Below are 24,137 nucleotides of genomic sequence, written 5' to 3'. Positions count from 1 at the left end.
ACTGCCATGCGGGATCTCATGGGCATGATGGGAAAAGTGAAGGAAATGCAGGCAAAGATGGAGAAGATGCAGGCCGAGATCGCCGCTCTCGAAGTCGAAGGCAAATCAGGTGGCGGGCTTGTGACCGTTATCATGACCGGCAAAGGTGACCTTCGCGGCCTCAAAATCGATCCGTCGCTCTTCAAGGAGGATGATGTAGAAATCCTTGAGGATCTCATCGTTGCCGCCCACAAGGACGCGAAGGATAAAGCCGAAACGGTAATGGCCGAAAAAACGAAGGAAATGACTGCGGGATTGCCGATCCCGCCTGGGATGAAGCTACCGTTCTGAGCATACAGCAAGCACGTCGATGACAAGACGGCGTGCTACCCTATGCTTTGGAAGGCTGCCAGTTTGAAGCGGCCTCCAAGCCCTTTGCGAGAAGCGTGTCAGCTTTTTCTTTGTTTGCTGCCTCGACATAGCACCTCATTTCCGGTGCATTGCCGGACGGCCTGAAATGGATGACATCGCCGGTCATCAACGTTATGCGAAGCCCATCGATGTCAGTCGTTGAGGACATCTGTCCGATAGGCCGGAGAAAATCACCCAGATTGGTGGATGAGGCGCGCAGAAATGCCATTAGCGCAGCGCTTTTCTCGTTCGGGTAATTCTCAAGCCGGTCAGCAACGGCTACCGGCAAGCTGAACTCACCGACTATCCTGGAAAGCGTCGTTTTACGCCTTGCGGCAAGTGCCAGAACCGCAAGCACCGGCACGAAGCAATCGCGGGTGGGCAGCGGCGCGATGCTGCGCCCGTCAAGATCGAACGGAGAAGCAAGCATCAATCCGCCATTAGCCTCAAAGCCCAAAACAGCTTCCTGTCCATCCGCTACAGCCTCTTCCATCGCAGCGATGACAAATGGCGAACCAACCTTGGTTCTGACCACGCCGAACGAACCCGCTGCTTCGATCCCCGAGTTCGATGTCACAGGCGTGACCACAACTTCAGCAGACAAAAATCTTGCCGTTATGAGCCCCAGCAAATCTCCCCGAAGAGGCAATCCCTTTTCATCGGCCACCAATGGACGGTCGCCGTCGCCGTCTGCGGATATGATCGCATCCAGGCCATACTCGCTGGACCATGTCGCAAGTTTTTTGAGCGTGTCCGGGGAAACCGCCTCGGTATCCACCGGTATGAAGGTTTCCGAACGACCCAGCGGGATGACCTCGGCCCCATAATGTCTCAGGATGTGGACGAAAAGATCGCGCGCGACTGTACTGTGTTGATAAACGCCTATCCTCTGTCCCGCCAGGGCTTGAGGAGACAGAACCGACATGTTTCTCGTAAGAAAGAGCTGTTCCACGCTCTTCGAAAAATCTTCCGCAGAACCCTGATCGAGCCTTACCACCGCAGGGTCGTTTTCGAGTTGAGACGCCAGCGCCGAGATGGCTGCTTCATCTTCCTTGCCGATCTCGCCGTCGGGGCGATAGAATTTTATCCCGTTACGATCCGCAGGTATGTGCGATCCGGTAATCATTATCGCGCCAATTCCGTTGTTCATCGCAAACAGCGCTAGCGCTGGCGTCGGCACGGTCCCGCAATCGAGAGGAACGAGCCCAGCGCGCTTGACCGCTGAAATCACCGTGGCTGCGATTGCAGGACTCGAATCGCGAAAATCTCGCCCAATTGCAATCTTCGCTCCCGAGGCGCACAGCGTGCGGTCAAGCAAATAACGCGCAAACGCCGTCGCATAGAGTGCCGAAACCTTGCCCTCCAACTCGGCCGCCAAGCCGCGCAGTCCGCTCGTTCCGAATTTTGGTGCCACGTTGCTCACCTTTCACTGACTCAATCGACTGAGTGCGAAACGACCAAGATCGCTGCATGTTCCCCATTCGGGGATGCAAAGTAAAGAGCAAGTCTTTGATTGTTATGTGAAGATTCCGGATAGTCCGTATCCAGAAATGAAAAGAGCCTGACGCGGGAGGAGGTGCGTCAGGCTCTTAAACTCGATCGGCAATTGGGAGGAGGAGTATTGCCGATCCTATCTCACGACGCTGGGAGGAGGAGTGCGTCGCTTCGATGTTGTGACTATCTTTCAAAACGCTTTGACTGTACAGCACCGATGCCGCAATGCAGCAATGCATTTAGCGCATATCTCGCTTAAAACTGCCGCAGGTTCCGCCGTATTTTGCCTTTTTTCGAGGCAAATCGCCTTCAAGCGTGACGACAACTCGATGTCGAGACGTCGTAGCCGAACTCGCTAGGCTGAATCGCCATAAAACGCTATTAATCGATCAACAATCTCAAAAAACTGACCGTCATGAAACCCAATATCCTTCTTGTGACTGCGGACCAATGGCGAGGTGATTGCCTGTCATCGGTCGGTCATTCCGTGGTGAAGACACCAAACCTCGATGCCCTTGCCGCGGAAGGTGTGCTCTTCCGCCGCCACTACGCTGGCGCAGCCCCTTGTTCTCCGGCACGTGCGTCGATCTACACCGGCCTCTACCAGATGAACCATCGGGTGTGCGTGAACGGAACACCACTGGACCGCCGTTTTGACACCGTCGCGCTCGCCGCCCGTCGGGCGGGGTATGATCCGACACTTTTTGGCTATACTGACGTTTCGCCGGATCCGCGGTCCATGCATGTTAACGATCCGCATCTGCGTTCATACGAGGGCGTCCTTCCGGGCTTCAGCGTTCGCCAGCTTCTGACGGAGGATGAGAAGCAATGGCTCAGCTGGCTTCGGGAGCGCGGGCACTCGGACGTGTGGGATCGCTCGATACACGCGCTCAAGGGCGAGCCAATCAGCAAAGCCCCCACATGCTACAGTGAACACGAGACGCAGACCGCCTTCCTAGTCGACGCCTTTCTTCGCTGGCAGGAAGAACAGGATGATCCGTGGTTTGCTCACCTTTCATTCTTGCGGCCGCATCCGCCGTTTTGCGTTCCAGCACCTTACAACACAATGTACTCCCCGGCAGAGGCAGGCTTGTCCAGCGCCAGGGCGGAGAGTCGCCCAGAGGAAGCTTCTGTTCATCCATTCATATCCTATGCCCTTGACCGCCCAATGCTCAAAAGCTTCGTGTCCGGTGGCGAAGGCAGGGTAGCCGATCTCACAGACGCTGACTTTCGCGTCATCAGGTCGATCTATTTTGGGATGATCAGTGAGGTGGACGCGCAGTTTGGACGCATCGTAACGGCATTGAAAGCGGCAGATGTCTGGAAAGACACTGTCGTCGTCTTCACATCCGATCACGGCGAGATGATGGGCGACCATTGGAGCCTCGGCAAAGGCGGGTTCCACGAGGGCAGCTACCATATCCCTCTGATCATTCGTGATCCAAATGAAACGCAAGGTGGCCGTCGGATAGATGCCTTTACCTCGGCTGCCGACATCATGCCGACATTATGCGAAAGGATGGGCATTGCGCCAGCCAATCACATGGACGGTCGCTCTCTCCAGCCCTTCATGCGCGGTGAAGAGAACACGGCGTGGCGTGATCATGCTTTCTGGGAGTTCGACTTCCGCGACATAGAAGGGCAGTGTCAGGAGAATCACTTCGGGCTGCCATCTAATCTATGCAATCTGTCGGTGATACGGGACCAAGACTTCAAGTACGTGCATTTTGCAGGCCTCGATCCGCTCCTGTTCGATATGCGAGAGGACCCTTTCGAACTTGTGAACCTCGCTGACGATCCGAACTTCCTTTCGATACGACTACGATATGCGGAAAAGCTACTGTCCTTGCGGGCAATGCATCTCGACCAGACACTGGCATTCACCGTCCTGACTTCCGGGGGAGCCTTTACACGCGTGCCAGACAGAGACAACCCTTTTGCGGCTGCTGACGGAGCGCCGCACGGTGTTGGGATTTAATCACTTGTTGCTTATCTATCCGGAGTACCGATGGCCACGACAATACGCTTTCATGAAGGTGACATTTCATCCGCCGACCGCGACAGGTACGGGGAAGCCATTGCTGTAGACACCGAGACTCTGGGGCTGATCCCGCGCCGTGACCGGCTTTGCCTCGTGCAGCTTTCACCCGGCGACGGAACGGCTGACATCGTTCGGATTGCTCCGAGGCAGCAAGAAGCGGAAAACCTCGTGGCGCTGTTGGCGGATCCGCAGAGGCAGAAGATTTTTCACTATGGGCGGTTCGATATCGCGGTGCTCTTTCACACGTTCGGTGTGACCATCAACCCGGTGTTCTGCACCAAAATTGCGTCGCGCCTTTGCCGGACATACACCGACCGCCACGGGTTGAAGGATAACCTCAAGGAGTTGCTGGAGGTCGATATCTCGAAGGCGCAGCAATCTTCGGACTGGGGCGCTCCCACGCTCTCACCGGCCCAACTCGAATATGCTGCGTCAGACGTACTGCATCTTCACGCGCTGCGCGACCGCCTGGCTGAACGTCTGGTCCGTGACGACAGGATGGAACTCGCCGAAGCCTGTTTCCGCTTTTTACCGACGCGTTCCAAACTCGATCTTCTTGGTTGGGACGAGATCGACATATTCGCGCACAGCTGAGGCAGGCGATTTTTGCGCGGTCACCTGCCGGGTAGGTTTCGCGCCGACGGATGCCTCCCGCTTGTCACCCCGGCAAAAGGTCCCAAGTCGGCTGCTATACTCTTTTTTAACGCACCGTCCCTAGCGTCATTTGCCAATCGGATCGGCTGCCCTCTAGGGCAGCCAAAGGCCGAGCGAGGAGGCGATAGTGATGGATCTGGCGACCGACGAGGAAACAGTCTCACCCAAAGAGGATCGGGGCACCTACAACAATGTCGTCGACGATCCCTTGAAGCGAGCGCTTGAACACTATCACCAGGCAATGTCCCGGCTGGATGACGAAGAAGCCGTTCTCGTTGGGACGATCATGCAAGAAGAGACTGTGTCACGATCGAGCTTCCTCGATGCGATGCGCGAATTCTTACAGCCGTGGCCGGACCAGGACGAGGATCATCTATCGGCTGTCAATTCCGACGATGCGGGGCTTTATCGAATGTTCATAAACGTCTCACCGTAGCCGCAATGACGTCTTCGAATGTCCACTCCTTCAAAAGTTCGCCGTTCCGCCAGACCGGCTGAAGCAGATTCGCGCGACGCCCGAGCTCGGTCAGCGGGATATCGAACGTGTCCCCGTCGTCGGAAACCACCGCACGACGCCCCGCCTTGATCTCACTGTCACGCAGCACAACCGGGCGACGGGCCATATCGTGCCACGTATGCTTATCGTCCTGATAGGCTGAGCACCTCATCGTAAAGGAAAAACTGTCGCGACTGGCTTTCTGGAGCAGAGATGAGCCCATGCCGAAGGAAATATTCTCCGCCGAAAATCCCATCCCCTCCAGTCGCCCGAGCACCATGCTCATATCCTGGACGGACACAGCGTCTGACTGTAACACCCGAACCTGATGGTTGATGACCTTGTAGCCCTTTGTATTGAGGTGCGTGCCGAATGCGTAAGCCAATTGCGCAACAACCTGCACCGGCGTGTCGATGGGGTCACCGCTGTCGGGCCGCACGATCAAAGTCGCGCCGGATTGCACCACGATATCGTGCAGCTCTTTACCCCATATCTCCGAAACTGCGTTTGCGAGATCAAAGCTGTCTGACACCACCGAATAGGCACCTGAGCCAGAAAACTGCTCTACCATATTACGAAATGCCGCAGCCTCTTTCTCGCGTCCCCAAGCCAGCATTGTCGTATGCTCCGATGCCGGCAGGGAGAAGCCGACCATCTGCGCACCATAATATCTGCGGCCGCAGACCACGGCAGCGAGCGTGTCAGTTCGTCGAAAATGAATCAGGTGGGCCAGCCCCCCGATTCCAGCCTGTTCAGACGTCGTCGTGGCTCTCGCCCCATAGTCCGCTACGCTCACGTCGAGGAGCGCCTCAGGGTTATCGCTGCTCTTTTCGTAGAATGGCCTCAGCGTCTCTTTCAATCGCCTTGATAGCGATGCGATCGTAGACGGGTACCAAATAGCTCTCAGGAGGGACGTTTCGATATGTCCTGTCAGCCAGGGAAGCTGTGGATCGGTGTTTACGACCTGGGCCAGGACTGTGTCGCGTCGAACGGTCATACCTTCGGGAAGCGCTTCGATTGATAGAGGCAGATAACCACCGTGCGCGTCGATGATACGTTGCCAGCCAACCCGATCGAACGGCTGGCCGTGCAAGCCTGCAATATCTTCTGCCTCGTCAACATCATCCCGAGAGATGGGCTTGGACAGGTATTCCTTCAGGAACATCTGAAGGCCGAAAAAGACGACTTCCGGCCAAAAGGACTTGCCCCTCGTGGTTACATACCCGCTGACGCGACGGACTTCTGGCGGATACTGGAGAAAATGCCCGAGCTTGTAGCTATCAGTGTTCAAGATCAAATTCTTCATGCCATCCGCCTGCTGCCCACAATCGGCGTCCATGCGCCTGTGAATCGTCGCTACGGCTAGCGTAAGCGACACGCCGTCATGCGGCAAGCGCACCACCAGAGCAGCGCTCGTTAGCGATTCGTTAACCAAATTCGGATAGTCTGAAATGGAGTAATCGGGCTCATCCTCGCCTCATCATGCACGGCCGAAGTGGATAGCCCCCGCCGCATGAGCGGCGCGCGTACGCACCTGCTCGCACAGCCATCAATCAGAAGGGAGTGCCGCATGCTGCCTCCGATTCAGATTAGTCAGAGTGGCGTTGCATACCAGGGTCGTCGGTCCGAGGAAACCGAACTTGCCTCTTCCGCAAAGACCGTATTGACCGGGACAACGGAGGCCGAAACCACCGGCCTTGATCTGCGCTCGGCTATCGCGGGTCGGGTAAGCATCCTGCTACTCTCCGGTCCAGAGCGAGCGGCAGAGAGTTTTGCCATAATGGCTGAACTCATAGGACGTTCGCTGGGAATTCCGCGGAAGGAAGGTGAAACGCAGATCGCCTTCATGAAACGACTCGCAGAGGCATTGAACGCCCTGCCGGAATCGAAACGCCAGATTGTCGAACAACAATTGTCGCAGCTGTTCAATGGTCTGGCTCTGAAGACAATCACCTCAGCGTTTTCGGATCCCTCGGGACCGGATGCCGCAATAATGACACTGCACCTCGAGGTAGCCGATGGCGACGTCGATCACCGCTTCGCCAGATCCTCGTTTCAGGGCTACGGGATAGATGCCGACGATACCGGTTTGCAACCTAAAGCACCCGGTTTGATCACTGTCGCAGCAGCGAACGGTAACCCCGCGCAACTCCGGATTCTCGGCGTAGCGGCCGGTCCTGATATTCATGAGGGTTTGCCCGGCTCCAACACTCCGGCCGCGTTCGCCACAGCAAGACCCACAATCGAGATACGCGGAGAGGGAACGGACAGCTCGCGCTTCCACGCGGCAGATTACGCTCCGTCAGCTTTCCGCAGCGTCCGCTCGTTCTCGCAGGTCACCATTGAAATCAACGGACGGGCATCCAACCCCTCCCCGCCCGACCACCCTGCCCCGTTGGCAAACTCGACTAAAAGCGGTGATGCCAAGGAAAAGGCCGTACTCCCGCGCGACGCGGCGACAATCGCTGATGCGGATTGGCGAAGCCCACCACTGGCAACGGAGAAACCGGCGAGAACCTTGGCGCCAAGACGCGAAGATACCCAGTTCCATGGCGACGCAAAAACGATCGGAGAGCCAGGACCTGTGCCTGCCTTCTCACTCCTACCCGTCACGGGAGAAACGGCCGACGCGGAAGATCCGTTCTCCAAATTCCTTCGCGCTTCCCTGATGTCGACAAGCCAAGCGACTCAGACTGAAGGCTCAGAGTTGCCAGAGGCTCTACGAGAGGAAGGTAATAATAGCGAAAAGTTGGCCAAAGCAACGAATAGGCTTTTCGATGTGGTCGCCGACCGACAGCTTGCTGAAAAACAAAATGCCGAGCCCGGAATGATTGAGCGGGTGGAGAAAGGTGCGGCGGCGGCAAACAACACTGACGCCATGCTGCAAACTGCGGCTCCACAACGTCTGGGGCACGAGCCAATAGGCTATCCCGTCGTCGGTTACCCGTATCTGGATGATGAAGAACCGGAGCCTCGTCGTTTGTCAAAATCTGTCCATGACGACGAAGAGAATTCTTCCGGCGGTGGCGAGCAGCCATCCTCAGGGAACCATGAACCCGAGGAACCTTCTTCGGAATCTCGAGATGACGAGGAGCTGAGTGAAGATGCCGATGGCAACAAGACGGAAGAAGGGGTGCGAGCGACGCACCTGCGTGAACCGGATAGCGCGCACGATCTCTATTGGAAAATGGCCGGCTGGGCATGAACGGTTAACGGTCATGAAAAAGGCCCGCCGATGAAATCGACGGGCCTCGCTCTAACTCAGGTAACGCGCAATTAGTCGTTGTTGCGGTTCTTCAGGGCTGCACCCAGGATGTCGCCGAGCGAAGCGCCCGAGTCGGACGAACCGAACTGAGCAACGGCTTCCTTCTCTTCTGCGATCTCGAGAGCCTTGATCGACAGCATGACCTTGCGGTCCTTTTTGGAGAAGTTGGTGACGCGGGCGTCGACAACCTGACCGACCGAGAAACGCTCCGGACGCTGATCGTCACGATCGCGAGCCAGGTCGTTGCGGCGGATGAAGGACGTGATGTCCTCGTGGTTGACTAGCTTCACTTCGATGCCGCCATCGTTGATGCCGATGACTTCGCACGAAACAACAGCGTTCTTGCGCAGGTCGCCGGAAGCGGCGGCATCGCCAACCGAGTCCTTGCCGAGCTGCTTGATGCCGAGCGAGATGCGTTCCTTCTCGACGTCTACGTCAAGAACGACGGCCTTGACCATATCACCCTTGTTATACTCTTCGATGACCTGTTCGCCCGGACGGTTCCAGTCGAGATCCGAAAGGTGAACCATGCCGTCAACGTCGCCTTCGAGGCCGATGAACAGGCCGAATTCGGTCTTGTTCTTGACTTCGCCTTCGACTTCAGTGCCGGCCGGGTGGCTGAAGGCAAATGCCTGCCACGGGTTCTCGAGGGTCTGCTTGAGACCGAGCGAGATACGGCGCTTCGACGGATCGACTTCGAGAACGACGACGTCGACGTCCTGCGTGGTCGAAAGGATCTTGCCGGGATGAACGTTCTTCTTCGTCCAGGACATTTCCGAGATGTGGATCAGGCCTTCGATGCCCGGCTCCAGCTCGACGAATGCACCGTAGTCGGTGATGTTCGTGACGGTACCGGAGATCTTCTTGCCAACCGGGTACTTGGCAGCGATGCCATCCCACGGATCCGACTCGAGCTGCTTCATGCCGAGCGAGATGCGGTGGGTTTCCTGGTTGATGCGGATGATCTGAACCTTGACCGACTGGCCGATGGACAGGATTTCCGAAGGATGGTTGACGCGGCGCCATGCCATGTCGGTGACGTGCAGCAGGCCGTCGATGCCGCCGAGGTCAACGAACGCACCGTAATCGGTGATGTTCTTGACGACGCCGTCAACAACCTGACCTTCTTCGAGGTTCTGAACGATTTCAGAACGCTGCTCAGCACGGCTTTCTTCGAGAACCGTACGACGCGAAACAACGATGTTGCCGCGACGCTTGTCCATCTTGAGGATTTCGAAGGGCTGCGGGTTGTGCATCAGCGGGGTGACGTCGCGGATCGGACGGATGTCGACCTGCGAACGCGGCAGGAAGGCGACGGCGCCGTCGAGGTCAACCGTGAAACCGCCCTTGACCTGGTTGAAGATCACGCCTTCAACGCGCTCGCCGGCTTCGAACTTGGCTTCAAGCTTGATCCAGCTTTCTTCGCGACGCGCCTTTTCGCGCGACAGAACAGCTTCGCCGAGAGCGTTTTCGATGCGCTCGACGTAAACTTCAACTTCGTCGCCAACCTTCAGCGTGCCGTCCTTGGCCTTGGCACCGAATTCCTTCAGAGCGATACGGCCTTCGACCTTGAGGCCAACGTCGACAACAGCGACGTCCTTCTCAATGGCCGTGATGATGCCCTTGGCAACATAGCCTTCGGCAAGATCGGTCTTGGCAAAGGATTCTTCGAGGAGGGCTGCGAAGTCCTCCCGCGACGGGGTAGAAACAGACATGGAAACTCCTAGTGGCATCCGTCTCGGATGCGGCGTGCGCCGGTGGGTTCGCGTTGTACACGGCCAGATCTATCACCCGCCTTCTCAAAGGCTTTCCGGCGCTGGGGCGATGCGATCGGCTGGTTTTGGAGACGAAGACCTCGTCTTCCCTATTTCATCATGGCCGCGTCGATTATTCCGCGCGCAGCCATAAACGCCGCCTCTATACTCATTTCCGAGGTATCTAGCAAGTGAGCATCATCAGCGGGACGGAGTGGGCTGTCGGCGCGGCCCATATCGCGTTCGTCGCGTTTGCGGACATCGTCGAAGATATCCTCCAGAACGGCCTCACCGCCCTTACCCAGGATTTCATCATACCTGCGTCGTGCACGTATCTCTGGTGAGGCCGTCACGTAAAACTTCACTTTCGCATCCGGGCAAACGATCGTGCCGATGTCACGTCCATCAAGGACCGTACCCGGCTCTCGGCTCGCGAACTGACGCTGAGCTTCTACCAACGCCCTGCGTACAGCCGGCATTACAGCAATCTTCGACGCGGCCTCTCCGATGTCATGTGCAGACAGTACATCCCGATCAAGGCCGCCTAAATCAATCCGGAGTGCAACGTCGGCCGCCACGCGCTCATCATTCAGGGGTAGGCCTGCATCGAGCAACGCCTTCGCCGTGGCCCGATATGTCAACCCCGTGTCCAGATGATGAAAGCCATAGGTTTCAGCGATCCGTCGAGAGAGTGTTCCCTTTCCAGCCGCCGCGGGGCCGTCAATTGCGATGATCATTCCAATCCTCGTTGCGTTCCTTCCGAGTTCTGATAACCGCGAGAGCAGTTCTTGCCAAGCGTAGCTACCTGGCACGCGGCTACGGGTCCTTGTTCAAATCGTATTCAGGCGTGAGATCTGGCGTTTGGCCTTGCCCCTTCAGTTTGCCTTTGACAGATGTGGGCGCAACGATTAAGGGGACCGACTACAGTTTGGCCGGCCTCGCGCCGGGCTCTTGGCGCATGCCCTTATTCTTCACGACTTCATGAGGCTTTGACAGTGGCGAAGGCAGAACTTGGAACAAAACGCACTTGCCCCGACACCGGCAAGAAATTCTACGATTTGAACAAGGATCCGATCGTATCTCCTTATACCGGCAAGTCGTGGCCACTATCCTTCTTCGAGGAGAGCTCGGTCGCTGCCATTATGGAAAAGGCGGAGGAAGAGGACGTCGCGGAAGTCGATACCGAGAACACCGATGTCGAACTGGTGTCACTCGAGGACGCTGACGAGAATGGTGGCTCCGACGACCTGCCAGACATCGGCGATGATGATGTCGATCTGGGCGATGATGACGATGACACCTTCCTGGAAGCCGACGAGGACGACGATGACGACGACATGAGCGACATCATCGGCGTTTCGGGTGACGAGGACGAAGTCTAACCCACCCGCCATCTCCGGTCCGGACACACAAAAGTTTTCGGACCGGCTTTTTTGGGCTTGCGCTATCGGAAAACCGGAAGTAATAAGCCGCCACCTGTCGAGCAAGGTGTTCGGGAGGTTCCCGGAACCGGCATCGCCGGACCCTTGATGGGGCTATAGCTCAGCTGGGAGAGCGCTTGCATGGCATGCAAGAGGTCAGCGGTTCGATCCCGCTTAGCTCCACCAAATCTTCTTACATAGTCAGTTTTTTGTCCGGTGCAGAGATGGGTCTGACTAGCTAGTTGATTTGATCGAGCTGCACTGACAAACATCCCGCATGTTCTTGCTATCGAAAATCAGCTGGCTTGCGATTCAGCCTCTTTCGGTCACCTTCGCGCTGCTGTTCATCGGCACCGTTCTTCTATGGCTGACATTTCGCCGGACCGCTCTGATATGTCTCTCGTCGGCTGTCGTCATCCTGTTCTTAACCCTCTTCACCACGGCCGGCGCGTTCGGCTTGCAGGCATTGGAAGGTATTTTTCCGCGTTCGAGTGAAGGTTCTGAAGACGTCAGTTGCATGATCGTCCTTGGAGGTGCGCTGGAGACGGAAGTTTCGACCGCGCGAGGCCGGCTCGAGTTCACACAAGCGGCCGACCGATTCCTGGAGATGGCACGTCTGGCCACAGCATTTCCGGATGCAAGGATCGTCGTTTCGGGCGGCGATGGATCGTTCAGTGGCACCTATATGGGCGACGCCGAGGCTTCGGCTGTGTTCCTTCGCGGATTGGGCATAGATGCTTCCCGCGTGATCCGCGAAACCAAATCGAGAACGACGCGGGAGAACGTTGAGAATACGAAAGAGATGGTCGAGAAACTTGCCCTCCCTCCATGCCTCCTGATCACCTCCGCGTTCCATATGCCAAGGTCGGTCGGCCTCTTTCGCAAAGCAGGTCTTGAGGTCGTGCCTTGGCCTGTCGATTACCGAACTAGCGGCAAGGTCTCACTGAGGCTTGATTTCACCCAGCCGACCGCAAACGCACAGCTTACGTCCACGGCGGTTCGGGAGTGGCTGGGGCTTGCCGCCTACCGGCTGTCGGGTCGTATCGATCAACTGCTGCCGAGACCAGACTGAACGGCTACTTTCTCGAGATAGTGAGGAATTTCGTCCCCCTGACACGCACCGTCATCTCACAGGGCTCGCTGTCGGTACGCTCGCAGTAACGCGGGTGCATCTTCAGCACGAAAACCATGTTGCCGAAGCGCTTGATGAAATCGTATCCATACATCTGCGCGGTAGCGATCATGAAGTATCCGCCCTCCTTGACCTGGAGGTAAAAATTGTAAGGGCATCCTTCTTCGCTACAGTCAGGGCCTCGATCGCCATCGCAAACAACGGCACCCTCATTGACCACCGCATCAATAATGCCATCGTTGTTAATGTCGATACGGCTGATGAAGTCGCCTTCGTACTGAACAATGTCACAACGCTTCTCGAAGTGTTGTTTCTCATACATCTCGGGATCGTTCAGCAGTTGCTGCTGCGCCAGAGGGGGCGAAGCGCTCACCACGAGAAGAGCCAGCGCCAGTGAAAGCATCCCCACCTTTGCGGATGGCGGCCTCAATGCGGTATGCATATCCAATCGTCCTTGTGACACGAAAGCTACTCACCTCAAGTTTGGCTGCAAAAGGTTCAAAAAATGCTTCTTGAGCTGTTTGATTATGCCGGTGTTGCGGTTTTTGCCGCCACGGGAGCACTCGCTGCCTCACGGAAGCAACTGGACCTCATCGGCTTCATCTTCATGGGTTCGATCACAGGCATCGGCGGCGGAACCTTGCGGGATCTGGTGCTCGGAACGCTTCCGGTCTTTTGGGTTCTGAACCCTAACTACTTGCTGGTATGTGGAGCGGTAGCCGTTATCGTCTTCTTTACGGCGCCTCACCTTGAATCGCGATATCGACTGTTGCTTTGGCTCGATGCCATCGGACTTTCGGCCTACTGCGTAATAGGGGCAGTAAAGGGCCTGGCCGCCACCGGCTCTCCGACAGTCGCCATCGTCACCGGCACCCTCACTGCAACATTCGGCGGAATTCTCCGAGATGTCGTCGCCGGGGAACCATCGGTGCTGCTCAGACCGGAGATCTATGTAACCGCCGCCCTCGCAGGTGCCAGTGCCTTCACTGCGTGCGATGCGCTGGGGCTGGGCTTGCACCTGTCTTCGGCCGCGGGCGTTTTCACGGCCTTCACCATCCGTGGCGGTGCGCTGAAATTCGGATGGACAACCGCGAGATATCGCTCGCGACCCGGCAGGCACCCAGACGAGATACCCAATTGATTTGGGTGAGGGGCTAGGATGCCTTCGCCCGCAGCCGGATGATGACATCAACATGGGCTATTTCCATGCCCTCAGGCGGGTCAGGAAGGTTTCCGATTTCAATGTTGCTAATCGGAATGTCGAGAACCTCGTTTTGGCCTTCGACAAAAAAATGATGGTGGTCCGAAACGTTCGTATCGAAATAGGTCTTCGCGCTCTCAACTGCCAACACGCGAATTAGGCCCGCTTCGGTGAACTGATGAAGGGTGTTGTAAACAGTGGCAAGGGAGACGGGAACATTGGCCGTCGTCGCTTCCTCGTGCAGTTCCTCGACCGTGAGATGGCGATCTCCCTTTGCGAACAACAGCGTTGCAAGCGCCACACGTTGGCGCGTCGGGCGCAGACCCGAGTGTCGCAACTTGCTTTCAATGTCGATCATCGCCATTTCATCCATACGGACGATCTCCGCTCGGTCATTGCACCGATCTCTGTCGTGTACGGATATAACTTTGAATGGATCGCCTTTCAATACTTGACCCGCGCCGTCGGGATAAGAACGGGCCGGTTTTGCGGGATTTTTCCGTTTGGCCTCTGGTCGTAGGCGGCCTCATCCTGTATGCGACAGCGGTCAAATTGAAATACAAAGCCTGACCGAGGTCGAGGACACGGCAGCCAAGGTTGCACTTCTCATTGATCTGGTCTTGCTCTAAACCTCCGAGGGTTCATAAGGCCGACGGGAGGAGAAAAAGAAACACCATGACGACAAGACAATCCAGCTTCAACTACGAAGAAATCCTGGCCTGCGGCCGCGGCGAGCTGTTTGGCCAGGGCAACGCGCAGTTGCCCCTCCCGCCGATGTTGATGGTGCACCGGATCACCGACATATCGGAGACGGGTGGCGCATTCGACAAGGGGTACATTCGTGCCGAATACGACGTGCGTCCGGACGACTGGTATTTCCCGTGTCATTTTCAGGGCAACCCGATCATGCCCGGCTGCCTTGGCCTTGATGGAATGTGGCAGCTGACCGGCTTTTTCCTTGGCTGGCTTGGAGAGCCGGGTCGCGGCATGGCGCTTTCCACCGGTGAAGTCAAATTCAAGGGCATGGTTCGACCAGACACCAAGCTTCTGGAATATGGCATCGACTTCAAGCGTGTCATGCGTGGCCGCCTCGTGCTGGGCACCGCGGACGGATGGCTTAAAGCCGATGGCGAAACAATCTATCAGGCCACCGATCTGCGCGTCGGCCTCTCGAAGGACAAGACCGCCTGATCGGCGCTCGTCCGTTTGAAAACAAAGAAGGTCTAGGAAATGAGACGGGTAGTTGTAACGGGTCTTGGAATCGTGTCCTCCATCGGCAACGACGCCGCGGAAGTGACGAATTCGTTGCGTGCCGCGAAGTCGGGCATTTCGTTCTCGCAAGACTTTGCCGAGCACGGCTTCAGGTGCCAGGTTTGGGGAAGGCCGACACTCGATCCGACCGATCTTGTCGACCGCCGCGCCATGCGTTTCCTGTCCCAGGGCGGCGCATGGAACCACGTCGCGATGAAGCAGGCGATTGCCGATGCCGGCCTCGAAGAAGGCGACTATGCGCAGAAAGAGCGCGTCGGCATTGTCATGGGTTCGGGTGGACCATCGACGCGTCAGGTCGTCGAAGCCGCCGAGATCACCATCAAGAACAACAGCCCGAAGCGAATCGGTCCCTTCGCAGTGCCCAAAGCGATGTCTTCAACCGCTTCGGCGACACTTGCTACGTGGTTCAAGATCCATGGTGTCAACTACTCCATTTCTTCCGCTTGCTCGACGTCGGCCCATTGCATCGGCAACGCGGCCGAACTTATCCAATGGGGCAAGCAAGACATGATGTTCGCAGGCGGCCACGAGGATCTCGACTGGACGATGTCGAATTTGTTCGACGCCATGGGAGCCATGTCCTCAAAGTTCAATGACACACCCGAAACGGCCTCCCGCGCCTATGACGCAAACCGGGATGGCTTCGTCATCGCGGGTGGAGCGGGTGTTCTCGTTCTGGAAGAACTTGAACACGCGAAGGCGCGCGGCGCGAAGATATATGCCGAAATTGTTGGCTACGGCGCAACCTCTGACGGTTACGATATGGTCGCGCCGTCGGGAGAGGGTGCAATCCGTTGTATGCGGCAGGCGCTATCGACGGTGAAGGGCGAGGTTGACTACATCAATACTCATGGCACATCGACACCTGTCGGCGACTCCAAGGAGATTGGAGCAATCCGCGAGGTCTTCGGCAACAAGATCCCGCATATACAGTCGACCAAGTCGCTGACGGGACATTCTCTGGGCGCAGCGGGAGTGCAGGAGTCCATCTATGGGCTGCTGATGATGCAGGAGCGCTTCATTGGCGAAAGCGCGCATATCAACGAACTCGACCCCGAGTTCGACGGCGTGCCGATCGTGCGGCAGCGTATAGACAACGCCAAAATCGACACGGTTCTTTCGAATTCGTTCGGCTTTGGTGGCACCAACGCTACCTTGGTGTTCCAGCGCTTCAACGGGTGACTTCATGACCGGTTTCATGCAAGGAAAACGCGGCCTCATCATGGGTGTCGCCAACAACCACTCCATCGCCTGGGGCATTGCCAAGACACTTGCTGCACAAGGCGCCGAGATGTGCTTCACCTATCAGGGAGAGGCTCTTGGAAAGAGGGTCAAGCCGCTCGCTGCCGAACTGGGCTCGGATTTTGTCGTGCCATGTGATGTGGAGGATATTAGCTCCGTCGACGCGGTGTTTGCGGCAATCGGAGAGCGCTGGGGCAGCCTCGACTTCCTGGTTCACGCGATTGGCTTTTCCGATAAGAACGAGTTGAAGGGTCTCTATGCCGACACGACGCGGGAAAACTTCTCGCGAACCATGGTGATCTCATGCTTCTCGTTCACCGAGGTGGCTAAACGAGCCGCAGGTCTTATGAATGCCGGAGGGTCAATGTTGACTTTGACCTACAACGGCTCACAGCGGGTAATCCCCAACTACAACGTCATGGGTGTGGCGAAGGCAGCTCTTGAAGCCTCCGTGCGCTATCTCGCAGCGGATTACGGTCCACGTGACATTCGTGTCAATTCCATCTCCGCAGGGCCTGTACGAACACTGGCTGGGGCCGGCATATCGGATGCGCGGGCAATCTACACGTGGAACCAGCAGAATGCTCCGCTGCGGCGCACCCCGACGATCGAGGATATTGGGGGATCTGCGCTTTATCTATTGTCTGATCTGTCGCGAGGCGTAACCGGCGAAGTACACTACGTCGATGCGGGCTATAGCATCACATCCCTGCCGACGCTGGACAAACTCCGCAAGGCTGATACCGAGTAGCCTGAGAGAAGAAGCCTGACGCAACCTCATGCTGCGTCAGGCGATCAACCGGGGCATGGTCCGCCAGGACGGGCAAAAGCCCTCCTGCCCCGGTCTATCCGTTTTTGCCGTCAAAAATCCCGAGGCCGAGAGCCAAGCTTACCGCGTGCAATAGGTTGCGTGCGCCTAGCTTGTCCTGTGCATTTGCCAAATGCCGCTCCGCAGTCATCCTGTCCTGAGTGAGGGAGGCCCCGATATCATCGATCCTTCGCCCTTCCGCCACCTGATAAAGACACTCAACCTCAATATCCGTAAGCGAGAGACGTTGGACTTGATGCGAAAGGTGTGATTCCTGCATTCTCATTGCCGCATGACGCAACGAGCCGTATGCCGGCCGTGCGTCGTATTGATGTGTGAAGGGAAACGCCGACGCTTTCTCGCGTCGTCAACTTGGCCGGCTATATACACCCAACGGCTGAATGAGCAATTCACGTCTTACGCCAAAAACTTCACATCGCGGCCGGTAGCGCCGATCAGCCAGCCCGCCTTTCGCGCATGGCCTTAGGTGTCGTTCCAAACCAACGTGTTACAGAACGAGTGAAGGCACTGGGAGCGGAATATCCGAGCCGATAGCATATTTCCGATATTGGAAGCTCGCTGTCAGTCAGCAGGCGCAGGCTAAGGTCTCGCCTCACCTGATCGCGAATGTCATTTAGATTCGTATCATGCTCCGACAGGCGTCGCTGGAACGTCCTCTCCGATATACCGAAGTATGGAGCTATGTCTCTGAGGGAAATCGCAGGATCTGCGATCCGCAGCATCATGTAGTTACGGACCTGATCAACGAAGCTATCGCTTCCGACAGATTCCGTCGGTCTCATAGACCGGCACTGTATGTCCATTAGATTGAACAATTTCTCGTCTCCGCGTGGGTTGCGCAGAGACAGCAGCTCTGTCGGTACACGAATCTTATTGATCTTAGCGCCGAAATTTATCCGCCTTGCCAGAAGCTCTTTAAAAATTTGGAGGTTACGCGGCCGAGGGCGCTCCAAATCCATCTCGACCGTCTCCCACTTGCCTGCGACGATGTCACGGAGCCGCTGCATGACAAGGGCTACAGACATATCAACATACTGATCTCTCTTAACAATCACCGGAGCGAATGTCCAAGCCAGCTCGACAAACTTCTCTCCTAAAGCCAGTTTAAAAAAGCTGGTATGCGTCGCATACTGTACGTGATCTTCCAGGAAATGCAGGAAACGGTTCACCGTCGGGGCGGCCATGAGACCATAGCCAAACGGCCCGGTGGAGCCGGCCACAAATTTTTCGGCGCAACGCAGCCCGAATGCCTCGTCGTTGGACAATACAGAACAGGCCTCAAGCAACCTGCACAAGCGGTCGAGGCTGATACGTTCGGTCAGGCTCTGAAACAGTGCGGGATCAATGTCGAGTGCCCTGCAGATGGGAGCAATATCAATACCATATGACATCGCATGGGCTGACACCGCCGAGGCAATACCCGCGACGCTGGTGATCTCATCCGTCAGACTTTTCGTCAAATTTGACACGATGGCGCCCAGAGTTAACCAGCTGGCGCCGTAGGTTAAGCCTGGGGCCGTTCATTGTCGAGTGCGACGTCACATTGAAGCTAGCGCTCGATGCTAACGCTTGCCCCACAGAAGCTTAAACCTCGCGTTCCTGCAGGTTTCACCATGGCTCTTAAAGTTCTCGGCCAATACCGCTTCATAGGGAAGCCCACGATTGGCGACAAGCATCAAAGATCCACCTGGCCTGAGGCTCGCCGCCGCAGTCCGAATGAAGGCTTGTCCGAGCCCCGGCTCTGCGGCTCGGCCCTGGTGGAACGGTGGGTTCATCATGATGAGATCGAACTTCGACTTTACCGGTTCACCAACCAGATCGTGCCAGTGAAAGCGCGCCAGCATTGCGGGATAGCCTTCGCTCATGTTTTGCTTGGCCGCTTCCAACGCAGCGTAGTCCGCCTCGAAAAGATCAATGCTCGCGGTCCGCGGGGCACGCGCGGCAAGCATCGCCGACAGATACCCCCAGGCGGCGCCGAAGTCGGCGGCATTGCCATCGAAGTCGGTGGGCAGCCGAGAGGCGAGCATTTCCGATCCCTCGTCAATCCGCTCGTGGGAAAACATGCCCGGAGCGGTGTGAAATAGCCCCTCCACCAAAACTTCGCGCGCGCTCAGCGCCTCGGCAATCGGCTGCGGATCTGAAGGCACTTTGACCCAGACGGCAACACCGTGGAACTTCGGCATATGCTCAGGTTGAAGTCCCAAGCCGTGCAGCCGCTTCCTGAGGGACTGAATACCGTCTTCCTTGCTACCGGCTATCACGACCCATCCATCAGGCTTCACTCGATGCATAGCCTCCGCAACGAAGTTCTCGTTCTCGGCACGGTGGCGACCAGCCAATATCAAGGCACCGTCATAATCACTACCGGCGATGTCGGGTCGGACCCTTGCGCCGGTGGATTGCAGTTTCAAGAATTGCGGCCGCTGCGATTGAATGCAGTCGATGTCCGCCTCGAACTGTGCGGGCCGAGCTTCGCCAGCCTCCGCGCCGAGGAAAAGATAGCGCTTTCCCTTGCCCGGCATCGGCAGGACTTCGGTTAAAAAGGGATGAAAAAGGGTCTTCAGCGTTTCACGTGACATGGCGACAGCTCTTTGGATAACGAAAAAGGCGCGGAATTTCTCCCGCGCCCCGAATTGCGAATAAAGCCCGCCTTATTCGGCGGCTTCGCCCTCGTCTTTCTTTTTCTCGGCAACGATTTCCTGACCCGTTGTCTGGTCGACGACCTTCATGGACAGGCGAACCTTGCCGCGCTCGTCGAAGCCCATAAGCTTGACCCAGACCTTGTCGCCTTCCTTGACGACGTCCTGGGTCTTTGCAACGCGCTCGGACGCAAGCTGCGAGATATGGACGAGGCCATCACGGGCACCGAAGAAGTTAACGAAAGCGCCGAAGTCCGCGGTCTTGACGACCGTGCCTTCGTAAATCGCGCCGACTTCCGGCTCAGCAACAATCGAGTGGATCCACTTGCGTGCCGCTTCGATTTCCTTGCCAGAGGACGAGGCGATCTTAACGGTGCCGTCGTCTTCGATGTTGATTTTTGCACCGGTCTTTTCGACGATTTCGCGGATGACCTTGCCGCCCGAACCGATGACTTCACGGATCTTGTCGACCGGAATGTTCATCACTTCGATACGCGGAGCGAATTCGCCCAACTGGCCACGGCTTTCCGACAGCGCGTTCGCCATTTCGCCGAGGATGTGCTTGCGGCCGCCCTGGGCCTGGGCAAGCGCGACCTTCATGATCTCTTCGGTGATACCGGCGATCTTGATGTCCATCTGCAGCGAGGTGATGCCGTCGGCAGTACCGGCGACCTTGAAGTCCATGTCGCCGAGGTGGTCTTCGTCACCCAGGATGTCGGAGAGAACGGCATAACGTTCGCCTTCCAGGATCAGGCCCATGGCGATACCGGCAACCGGCTTGGCCAGCGGAACGCCAGCGTCCATGAGAGCGAGCGAGGTGCCACAAACGGTCGCCATCGAGGACGAGCCGTTCGACTCGGTGATCTCGGAGACAACGCGCAGCGTGTACGGAAACTGTTCAGCCGACGGCAGCATCGGACGGATAGCGCGCCATGCTAGCTTGCCGTGACCGATTTCGCGACGACCCGGAGAACCCATGCGGCCCGTTTCACCAACCGAGTAGGGCGGGAAGTTGTAGTGCAGCAGGAAGCGTTCCTTGTACATGCCGGTCAGGCTGTCGACATACTGCTCGTCTTCGCCGGTGCCGAGCGTGGCGACAACGATCGCCTGCGTCTCGCCGCGGGTGAAGAGGGCAGATCCGTGCGTACGCGGCAGGATGCCGACTTCCGATACGATCGGGCGAACCGTCGACAGGTCACGGCCGTCGATGCGGCTCTTGGTGTCGAGGATGTTCCAGCGAACGATCTTCGCCTGCAGGTGCTTGAAGACGGCACCAACGACTTCGTTGGTGTACTTCGGCTCTTCGCCTTCAGGGAAGAAGTGTGCCTTCACCTTGGCCTTGACGGCGTCGACAGCGGCGTAACGATCAGCCTTCTGGGTGATCTTGTAGGCTGCGCGCAGTTCGGTTTCGGCGATCGAGAGCATTTCGGCTTCGAGAGCGGAATGATCTTCCGGTTCGAATTCGCGCGGCTCCTTGGCAGCCACTTCTGCGAGCTTGATGATCGCGTCGATGACCGGCTGGAAGCCCTTGTGGCCGAACATGACGGCGCCGAGCATGATATCTTCGTTGAGTTCCTTGGCTTCGGACTCAACCATCAGAACGGCGTCCTGCGTGCCGGCAACGACGAGGTCGAGAACCGACTCGTCCATCTCGTCGAGATGCGGGTTCAGCACGTATTCGCCGTTGATGTAGCCGACGCGGGCGCCACCGACCGGGCCCATGAACGGAACGCCAGAAAGGGTGAGCGCTGCCGAGGTGGCAACCATCGACAGGATGTCGGGGTTGTTCTCGAGGTCATGCTGGATGACGGTGACGACGACCTGCGTGTCGTTCTTGTAGCCTTCCGGGAACAGCGGGCGGATCGGACGGTCGATCAGGCGCGAAACCAGCGTTTCGTTTTCCGACGGACGTCCCTCGCGCTTGAAGTAGCCACCCGGGATCTTGCCGGCGGCATAGGTCTTTTCCTGGTAGTTGACGGTGAGCGGGAAGAAGTCCTGACCCGGCTTCGGCGCCTTGGCCGAAACGACGGTGGCGAGAACCACGGTCTCACCGTAGGTGGCGAGAACGGCACCATCAGCCTGACGGGCGATCTTGCCGGTTTCGAGCTTCAGCGGGCGGCCTGCCCACTCGATTTCGACGCTGTGCGTATCAAACATATCTTGTCCTTCATATGCGGACGTTCCTCCTGCCGATGGGGCAGGCTGGGTCGGTCTGCAATGTGCTGACGCATCACGGGCAAGACAGTGGGATGCTTCTGGCGCGGCGTCTGCCGCCTATGCATCCTTGAGGATGCGGAAGCGTCCAACAATCCTGCCCCATGACAGGTCATCGGTTGTTTTCTGGCGGCTCCGGCCCATCCGGACCACCATTTCGGCCGGCGGCATACCACCGACGTGTCATCGGATCATAAGTGTCCGACGAAAATCGGCGGGTCCCACGCGGGACCCGCCGAAACTTTTAGCGGCGAATGCCCAGACGCGCAATCAACTCGGCATAGCGGGCTTCGTTCTTCTTCTTGAGATAGTCGAGAAGGGAACGACGGCTCGATACGAGAGTGAGAAGACCACGTCGGGAGTGATTGTCCTTCTTGTGGCCCTTGAAATGCTCGGTGAGATTGTTGATGCGCTCGGTCAGAATTGCAACCTGAACTTCCGGCGATCCAGTGTCGCCTTCCTTCGTTGCATATTCCTTGATCAAGGCAGACTTGCGCTCGGCAGTAATCGACATCGGAAATCCTTTCTGGATTACGGGAAACAGGGACGCCAAAAGCCGGGATGTCGTCCAGCATTGGCCGTGAACGCGGGCACCCGAAGTGCCAGCTGCCGCCGCCTATACTCCTTTCTTACAAGAAAGGAAAGAGCGGGCGACGGATGGGTTCAGCCGAACACCCGCCTTGGATGGAATTCTCCGCCAGCTATCTCGCCGATAGCGATGAGCTTGCCGCCCGCAAGAGCAACTGCTTCCGGTTCGGCGACCGGCGCATCACGTCCGCGAAGGATGATCGGGTTGCCCATCTTCAGCCGATGCGCCTGATCTTCAGTGATCCGGAGCTGCGGCAGGGCAGACAAGGCTTCAGCCGTATCGACAAGGAAAGCATCGAGAGCTGCAAGCCGTTCTTCCCGATCCTCGACGGCTTCCAGCGCCAAAAGCTCGGAAAGCGGCACCATCATGTCCTCGGCAAAGGGCGCGACCAAAGTTCGGCGCAACGAAGAGATGTGGCCATAGCAGCCGAGCTCGCGACCGAAGTCCCGCGCAAGCGAGCGCACATAGGTGCCCTTGCCGCATTCGACCTCGAACTGCGCCCTGTCAGGCTCGCATCGCAGGAGCGTCAGTCGATAAATCTCAACCTCCCGCGACGGGATCTCCACCGTCTCACCCTCACGCGCAAGGTCATAGGCCCTCTCACCGGCGATCTTGATGGCCGAAAACTGCGGCGGAATCTGGCTGATGGTGCCGACATAGCTCGGTAGAATCGCGCGGAGCGCCTCTTCGGTCGGCCGCCGATCCGAGCACTGCGTGACTTCGCCCTCCAGATCATCCGTCGAGCGTTCTTCGCCCCAGGTCACAGTGAATTCGTAGATTTTCCGTCCGTCCATCACATAGGGGACGGTTTTCGTTGCATCGCCGAGTGCGATCGGCAACATGCCTGATGCGAGTGGATCAAGCGTGCCAGCGTGACCGGCCTTCTGAGCATTGAACAGCCACTTGATCTTGCCCACGGCTTCAGTCGAGCCGAAATCGACCGGCTTGTCGAGAATGAGCCAGCCCGAGATCGGGCGGCCCTTCGGCTTGCGGGGTTTGGACATCTAAGGTCTTTTCTCAGTCTTGATCTTCGTCGGAGCCGAGGTCACGCTGAACCTCTGGCGAGCGTAGCAGTGCATCGATCTTCTGATAGTTGTCGAAGCTCGTGTCATCTCGAAACCGCACTTCCGGCATGTATTTCATCTGGCGCAGCTGATTACCCAGCCGCCCGCGGATGAACTTGGCGTTCTTGTTCAGCGCGGCGATCACCATGTCGTGGTCCTTGACGCCAAGCGGCGTCACATAGGCGGTCGCAATCTTCAGGTCCGGCGACATGCGTACCTCAGAGATGGATATCACCGTTTTCTCGATCACATCGTCGCGGACTTCGCCGCGCTGCAGGACCTGCGTGATGGCGGCGCGCACCTGCTCGCCGACGCGCAGCATGCGCTGCGAAGGTGCCGATGAGGTTGCTCTAGTCATGGTTCAATTGCCTTTCGCATGAGGCGACCATGGTTCTGGCCGTGCACGTCATGCCGTCTGTTTTTCGAGGTCCAGCGAGAGG

23 protein-coding genes and 1 tRNA gene are annotated in these 24,137 nt (G+C 57.4%); 12 read left to right on the top strand and 12 right to left on the bottom strand.

Translation table 11 applies throughout. The features are described 5' to 3' along the window. Nucleotides 1–6: 6 nt before the first annotated feature. On the top strand, nt 7–330 hold the full coding sequence (locus J5J09_RS02050) for a YbaB/EbfC family nucleoid-associated protein (protein ID WP_208548044.1): 324 nt from the start codon (nt 7–9) through the stop codon (nt 328–330). Nucleotides 331–370: 40 nt separating this feature from the next. Here the strand turns inward: J5J09_RS02050 and J5J09_RS02045 are convergent, their stop codons facing one another. Next, entirely contained in the window at nt 371–1,804 is a 1,434-nt protein-coding gene (locus J5J09_RS02045) for a phosphomannomutase (RefSeq protein ID WP_208548043.1), read from the bottom strand. A gap of 495 nt (nt 1,805–2,299) precedes the next feature. Between J5J09_RS02045 and J5J09_RS02040 the strand changes: the two genes are divergently transcribed. The 3 genes from J5J09_RS02040 to J5J09_RS02030 all read left to right on the top strand — a co-directional run bounded on the left by J5J09_RS02040 (nt 2,300) and on the right by J5J09_RS02030 (nt 5,015). Beyond that, nucleotides 2,300–3,862 carry an alkaline phosphatase family protein gene (locus J5J09_RS02040; RefSeq protein ID WP_208548042.1) on the top strand — a complete coding sequence of 521 codons (1,563 nt, stop codon included), beginning with the start codon at nt 2,300–2,302 and terminating at the stop codon, nt 3,860–3,862. Nucleotides 3,863–3,892: 30 nt separating this feature from the next. Next, nucleotides 3,893–4,519, top strand: coding sequence for a ribonuclease D (locus tag J5J09_RS02035; protein WP_208548041.1), 627 nt, complete (start codon nt 3,893–3,895; stop codon nt 4,517–4,519). A gap of 190 nt (nt 4,520–4,709) precedes the next feature. Next, nucleotides 4,710–5,015 (top strand): hypothetical protein, encoded by a 306-nt coding sequence (locus tag J5J09_RS02030; RefSeq protein WP_208548040.1) that lies wholly within the window; start codon nt 4,710–4,712, stop codon nt 5,013–5,015. Here the strand turns inward: J5J09_RS02030 and J5J09_RS02025 are convergent. Further along, nucleotides 4,996–6,381, bottom strand: a complete 1,386-nt coding sequence (locus J5J09_RS02025; protein WP_246745773.1) for a nicotinate phosphoribosyltransferase — start codon at nt 6,379–6,381, stop codon at nt 4,996–4,998. The genes J5J09_RS02030 and J5J09_RS02025 overlap by 20 nt on opposite strands. 264 nt (nt 6,382–6,645) lie before the next feature. On the opposite strand from J5J09_RS02025, the gene J5J09_RS02020 reads away from it, so the two are divergent. Next, nucleotides 6,646–8,280, top strand: coding sequence for a hypothetical protein (locus tag J5J09_RS02020; RefSeq protein ID WP_208548038.1), 1,635 nt, complete (start codon nt 6,646–6,648; stop codon nt 8,278–8,280). A gap of 71 nt (nt 8,281–8,351) precedes the next feature. Here J5J09_RS02020 and rpsA read toward each other — a convergent pair whose 3' ends face one another. Further along, nucleotides 8,352–10,055 (bottom strand): 30S ribosomal protein S1, encoded by a 1,704-nt coding sequence (gene rpsA / locus J5J09_RS02015; protein ID WP_208548037.1) that lies wholly within the window; start codon nt 10,053–10,055, stop codon nt 8,352–8,354. Between the two features lie 149 nt (nt 10,056–10,204). After that, nucleotides 10,205–10,831, bottom strand: a complete 627-nt coding sequence (gene cmk / locus J5J09_RS02010; RefSeq protein ID WP_208548036.1) for a (d)CMP kinase — start codon at nt 10,829–10,831, stop codon at nt 10,205–10,207. A gap of 258 nt (nt 10,832–11,089) precedes the next feature. Here cmk and J5J09_RS02005 point away from each other — a divergent pair, with 258 nt between their 5' ends. The 3 genes from J5J09_RS02005 (at nt 11,090) to J5J09_RS01995 (ending at nt 12,587) form a co-directional block, all read left to right on the top strand. Next, nucleotides 11,090–11,476, top strand: coding sequence for a TIGR02300 family protein (locus J5J09_RS02005; protein ID WP_208548035.1), 387 nt, complete (start codon nt 11,090–11,092; stop codon nt 11,474–11,476). Nucleotides 11,477–11,625: 149 nt separating this feature from the next. Next, nucleotides 11,626–11,701, top strand: a tRNA-Ala gene (locus J5J09_RS02000). 91 nt (nt 11,702–11,792) lie between these two features. Next, nucleotides 11,793–12,587, top strand: coding sequence for a YdcF family protein (locus J5J09_RS01995; RefSeq protein ID WP_208548034.1), 795 nt, complete (start codon nt 11,793–11,795; stop codon nt 12,585–12,587). Between the two features lie 4 nt (nt 12,588–12,591). Here J5J09_RS01995 and J5J09_RS01990 read toward each other — a convergent pair whose 3' ends face one another. After that, a complete protein-coding gene (locus J5J09_RS01990) occupies nt 12,592–13,050 on the bottom strand; it encodes a hypothetical protein (RefSeq protein ID WP_208552982.1) in 459 nt (152 codons plus the stop codon). Between the two features lie 102 nt (nt 13,051–13,152). Here J5J09_RS01990 and J5J09_RS01985 point away from each other — a divergent pair, with 102 nt between their 5' ends. Further along, nucleotides 13,153–13,788, top strand: coding sequence for a trimeric intracellular cation channel family protein (locus J5J09_RS01985; protein WP_208548033.1), 636 nt, complete (start codon nt 13,153–13,155; stop codon nt 13,786–13,788). Nucleotides 13,789–13,801: 13 nt separating this feature from the next. On the opposite strand, the gene irrA is transcribed toward J5J09_RS01985, so the two are convergent. Beyond that, nucleotides 13,802–14,221 carry an iron response transcriptional regulator IrrA gene (gene irrA, locus J5J09_RS01980; protein ID WP_208548032.1) on the bottom strand — a complete coding sequence of 140 codons (420 nt, stop codon included), beginning with the start codon at nt 14,219–14,221 and terminating at the stop codon, nt 13,802–13,804. Between the two features lie 302 nt (nt 14,222–14,523). Here irrA and fabA point away from each other — a divergent pair, with 302 nt between their 5' ends. From fabA to fabI, 3 genes are read left to right on the top strand one after another with little or no spacing between them, the layout of a single operon-like run. Further along, complete coding sequence (gene fabA / locus J5J09_RS01975; protein WP_208548031.1) at nt 14,524–15,039, top strand: 3-hydroxyacyl-[acyl-carrier-protein] dehydratase FabA; 516 nt, start codon at nt 14,524–14,526, stop codon at nt 15,037–15,039. A 39-nt stretch (nt 15,040–15,078) separates the two neighbouring features. Further along, entirely contained in the window at nt 15,079–16,302 is a 1,224-nt protein-coding gene (fabB, locus tag J5J09_RS01970; protein WP_208548030.1) for a beta-ketoacyl-ACP synthase I, read from the top strand. A 4-nt stretch (nt 16,303–16,306) separates the two neighbouring features. Further along, on the top strand, nt 16,307–17,113 hold the full coding sequence (gene fabI / locus J5J09_RS01965) for an enoyl-ACP reductase FabI (protein WP_208548029.1): 807 nt from the start codon (nt 16,307–16,309) through the stop codon (nt 17,111–17,113). A gap of 512 nt (nt 17,114–17,625) precedes the next feature. Here the strand turns inward: fabI and J5J09_RS01955 are convergent. From J5J09_RS01955 to rbfA, 6 genes are all read right to left on the bottom strand, one after another. Beyond that, nucleotides 17,626–18,660, bottom strand: coding sequence for an AraC family transcriptional regulator ligand-binding domain-containing protein (locus J5J09_RS01955; protein ID WP_348646406.1), 1,035 nt, complete (start codon nt 18,658–18,660; stop codon nt 17,626–17,628). A 93-nt stretch (nt 18,661–18,753) separates the two neighbouring features. Then, on the bottom strand, nt 18,754–19,770 hold the full coding sequence (locus J5J09_RS01950; protein WP_208548027.1) for a class I SAM-dependent methyltransferase: 1,017 nt from the start codon (nt 19,768–19,770) through the stop codon (nt 18,754–18,756). A 72-nt stretch (nt 19,771–19,842) separates the two neighbouring features. Further along, complete coding sequence (gene pnp, locus J5J09_RS01945) at nt 19,843–21,987, bottom strand: polyribonucleotide nucleotidyltransferase (RefSeq protein WP_208548026.1); 2,145 nt, start codon at nt 21,985–21,987, stop codon at nt 19,843–19,845. Between the two features lie 301 nt (nt 21,988–22,288). After that, entirely contained in the window at nt 22,289–22,558 is a 270-nt protein-coding gene (rpsO, locus tag J5J09_RS01940; protein WP_208548025.1) for a 30S ribosomal protein S15, read from the bottom strand. Between the two features lie 149 nt (nt 22,559–22,707). Continuing rightward, nucleotides 22,708–23,637: a tRNA pseudouridine(55) synthase TruB gene (truB, locus tag J5J09_RS01935; RefSeq protein ID WP_208548024.1), complete on the bottom strand. Its 930-nt coding sequence runs from the start codon at nt 23,635–23,637 to the stop codon at nt 22,708–22,710. A 13-nt stretch (nt 23,638–23,650) separates the two neighbouring features. Further along, nucleotides 23,651–24,055, bottom strand: a complete 405-nt coding sequence (rbfA, locus tag J5J09_RS01930; protein ID WP_208548023.1) for a 30S ribosome-binding factor RbfA — start codon at nt 24,053–24,055, stop codon at nt 23,651–23,653. Nucleotides 24,056–24,137 lie beyond the last annotated feature (82 nt).

Source organism: Ciceribacter sp. L1K22 (assembly GCF_017599385.1).
Taxonomy (GTDB): Bacteria; Pseudomonadota; Alphaproteobacteria; order Rhizobiales; family Rhizobiaceae; genus Allorhizobium.
Note: the sequence above shows the minus strand (reverse complement) of the source record. Positions and strands in the feature narration are given on the sequence as shown.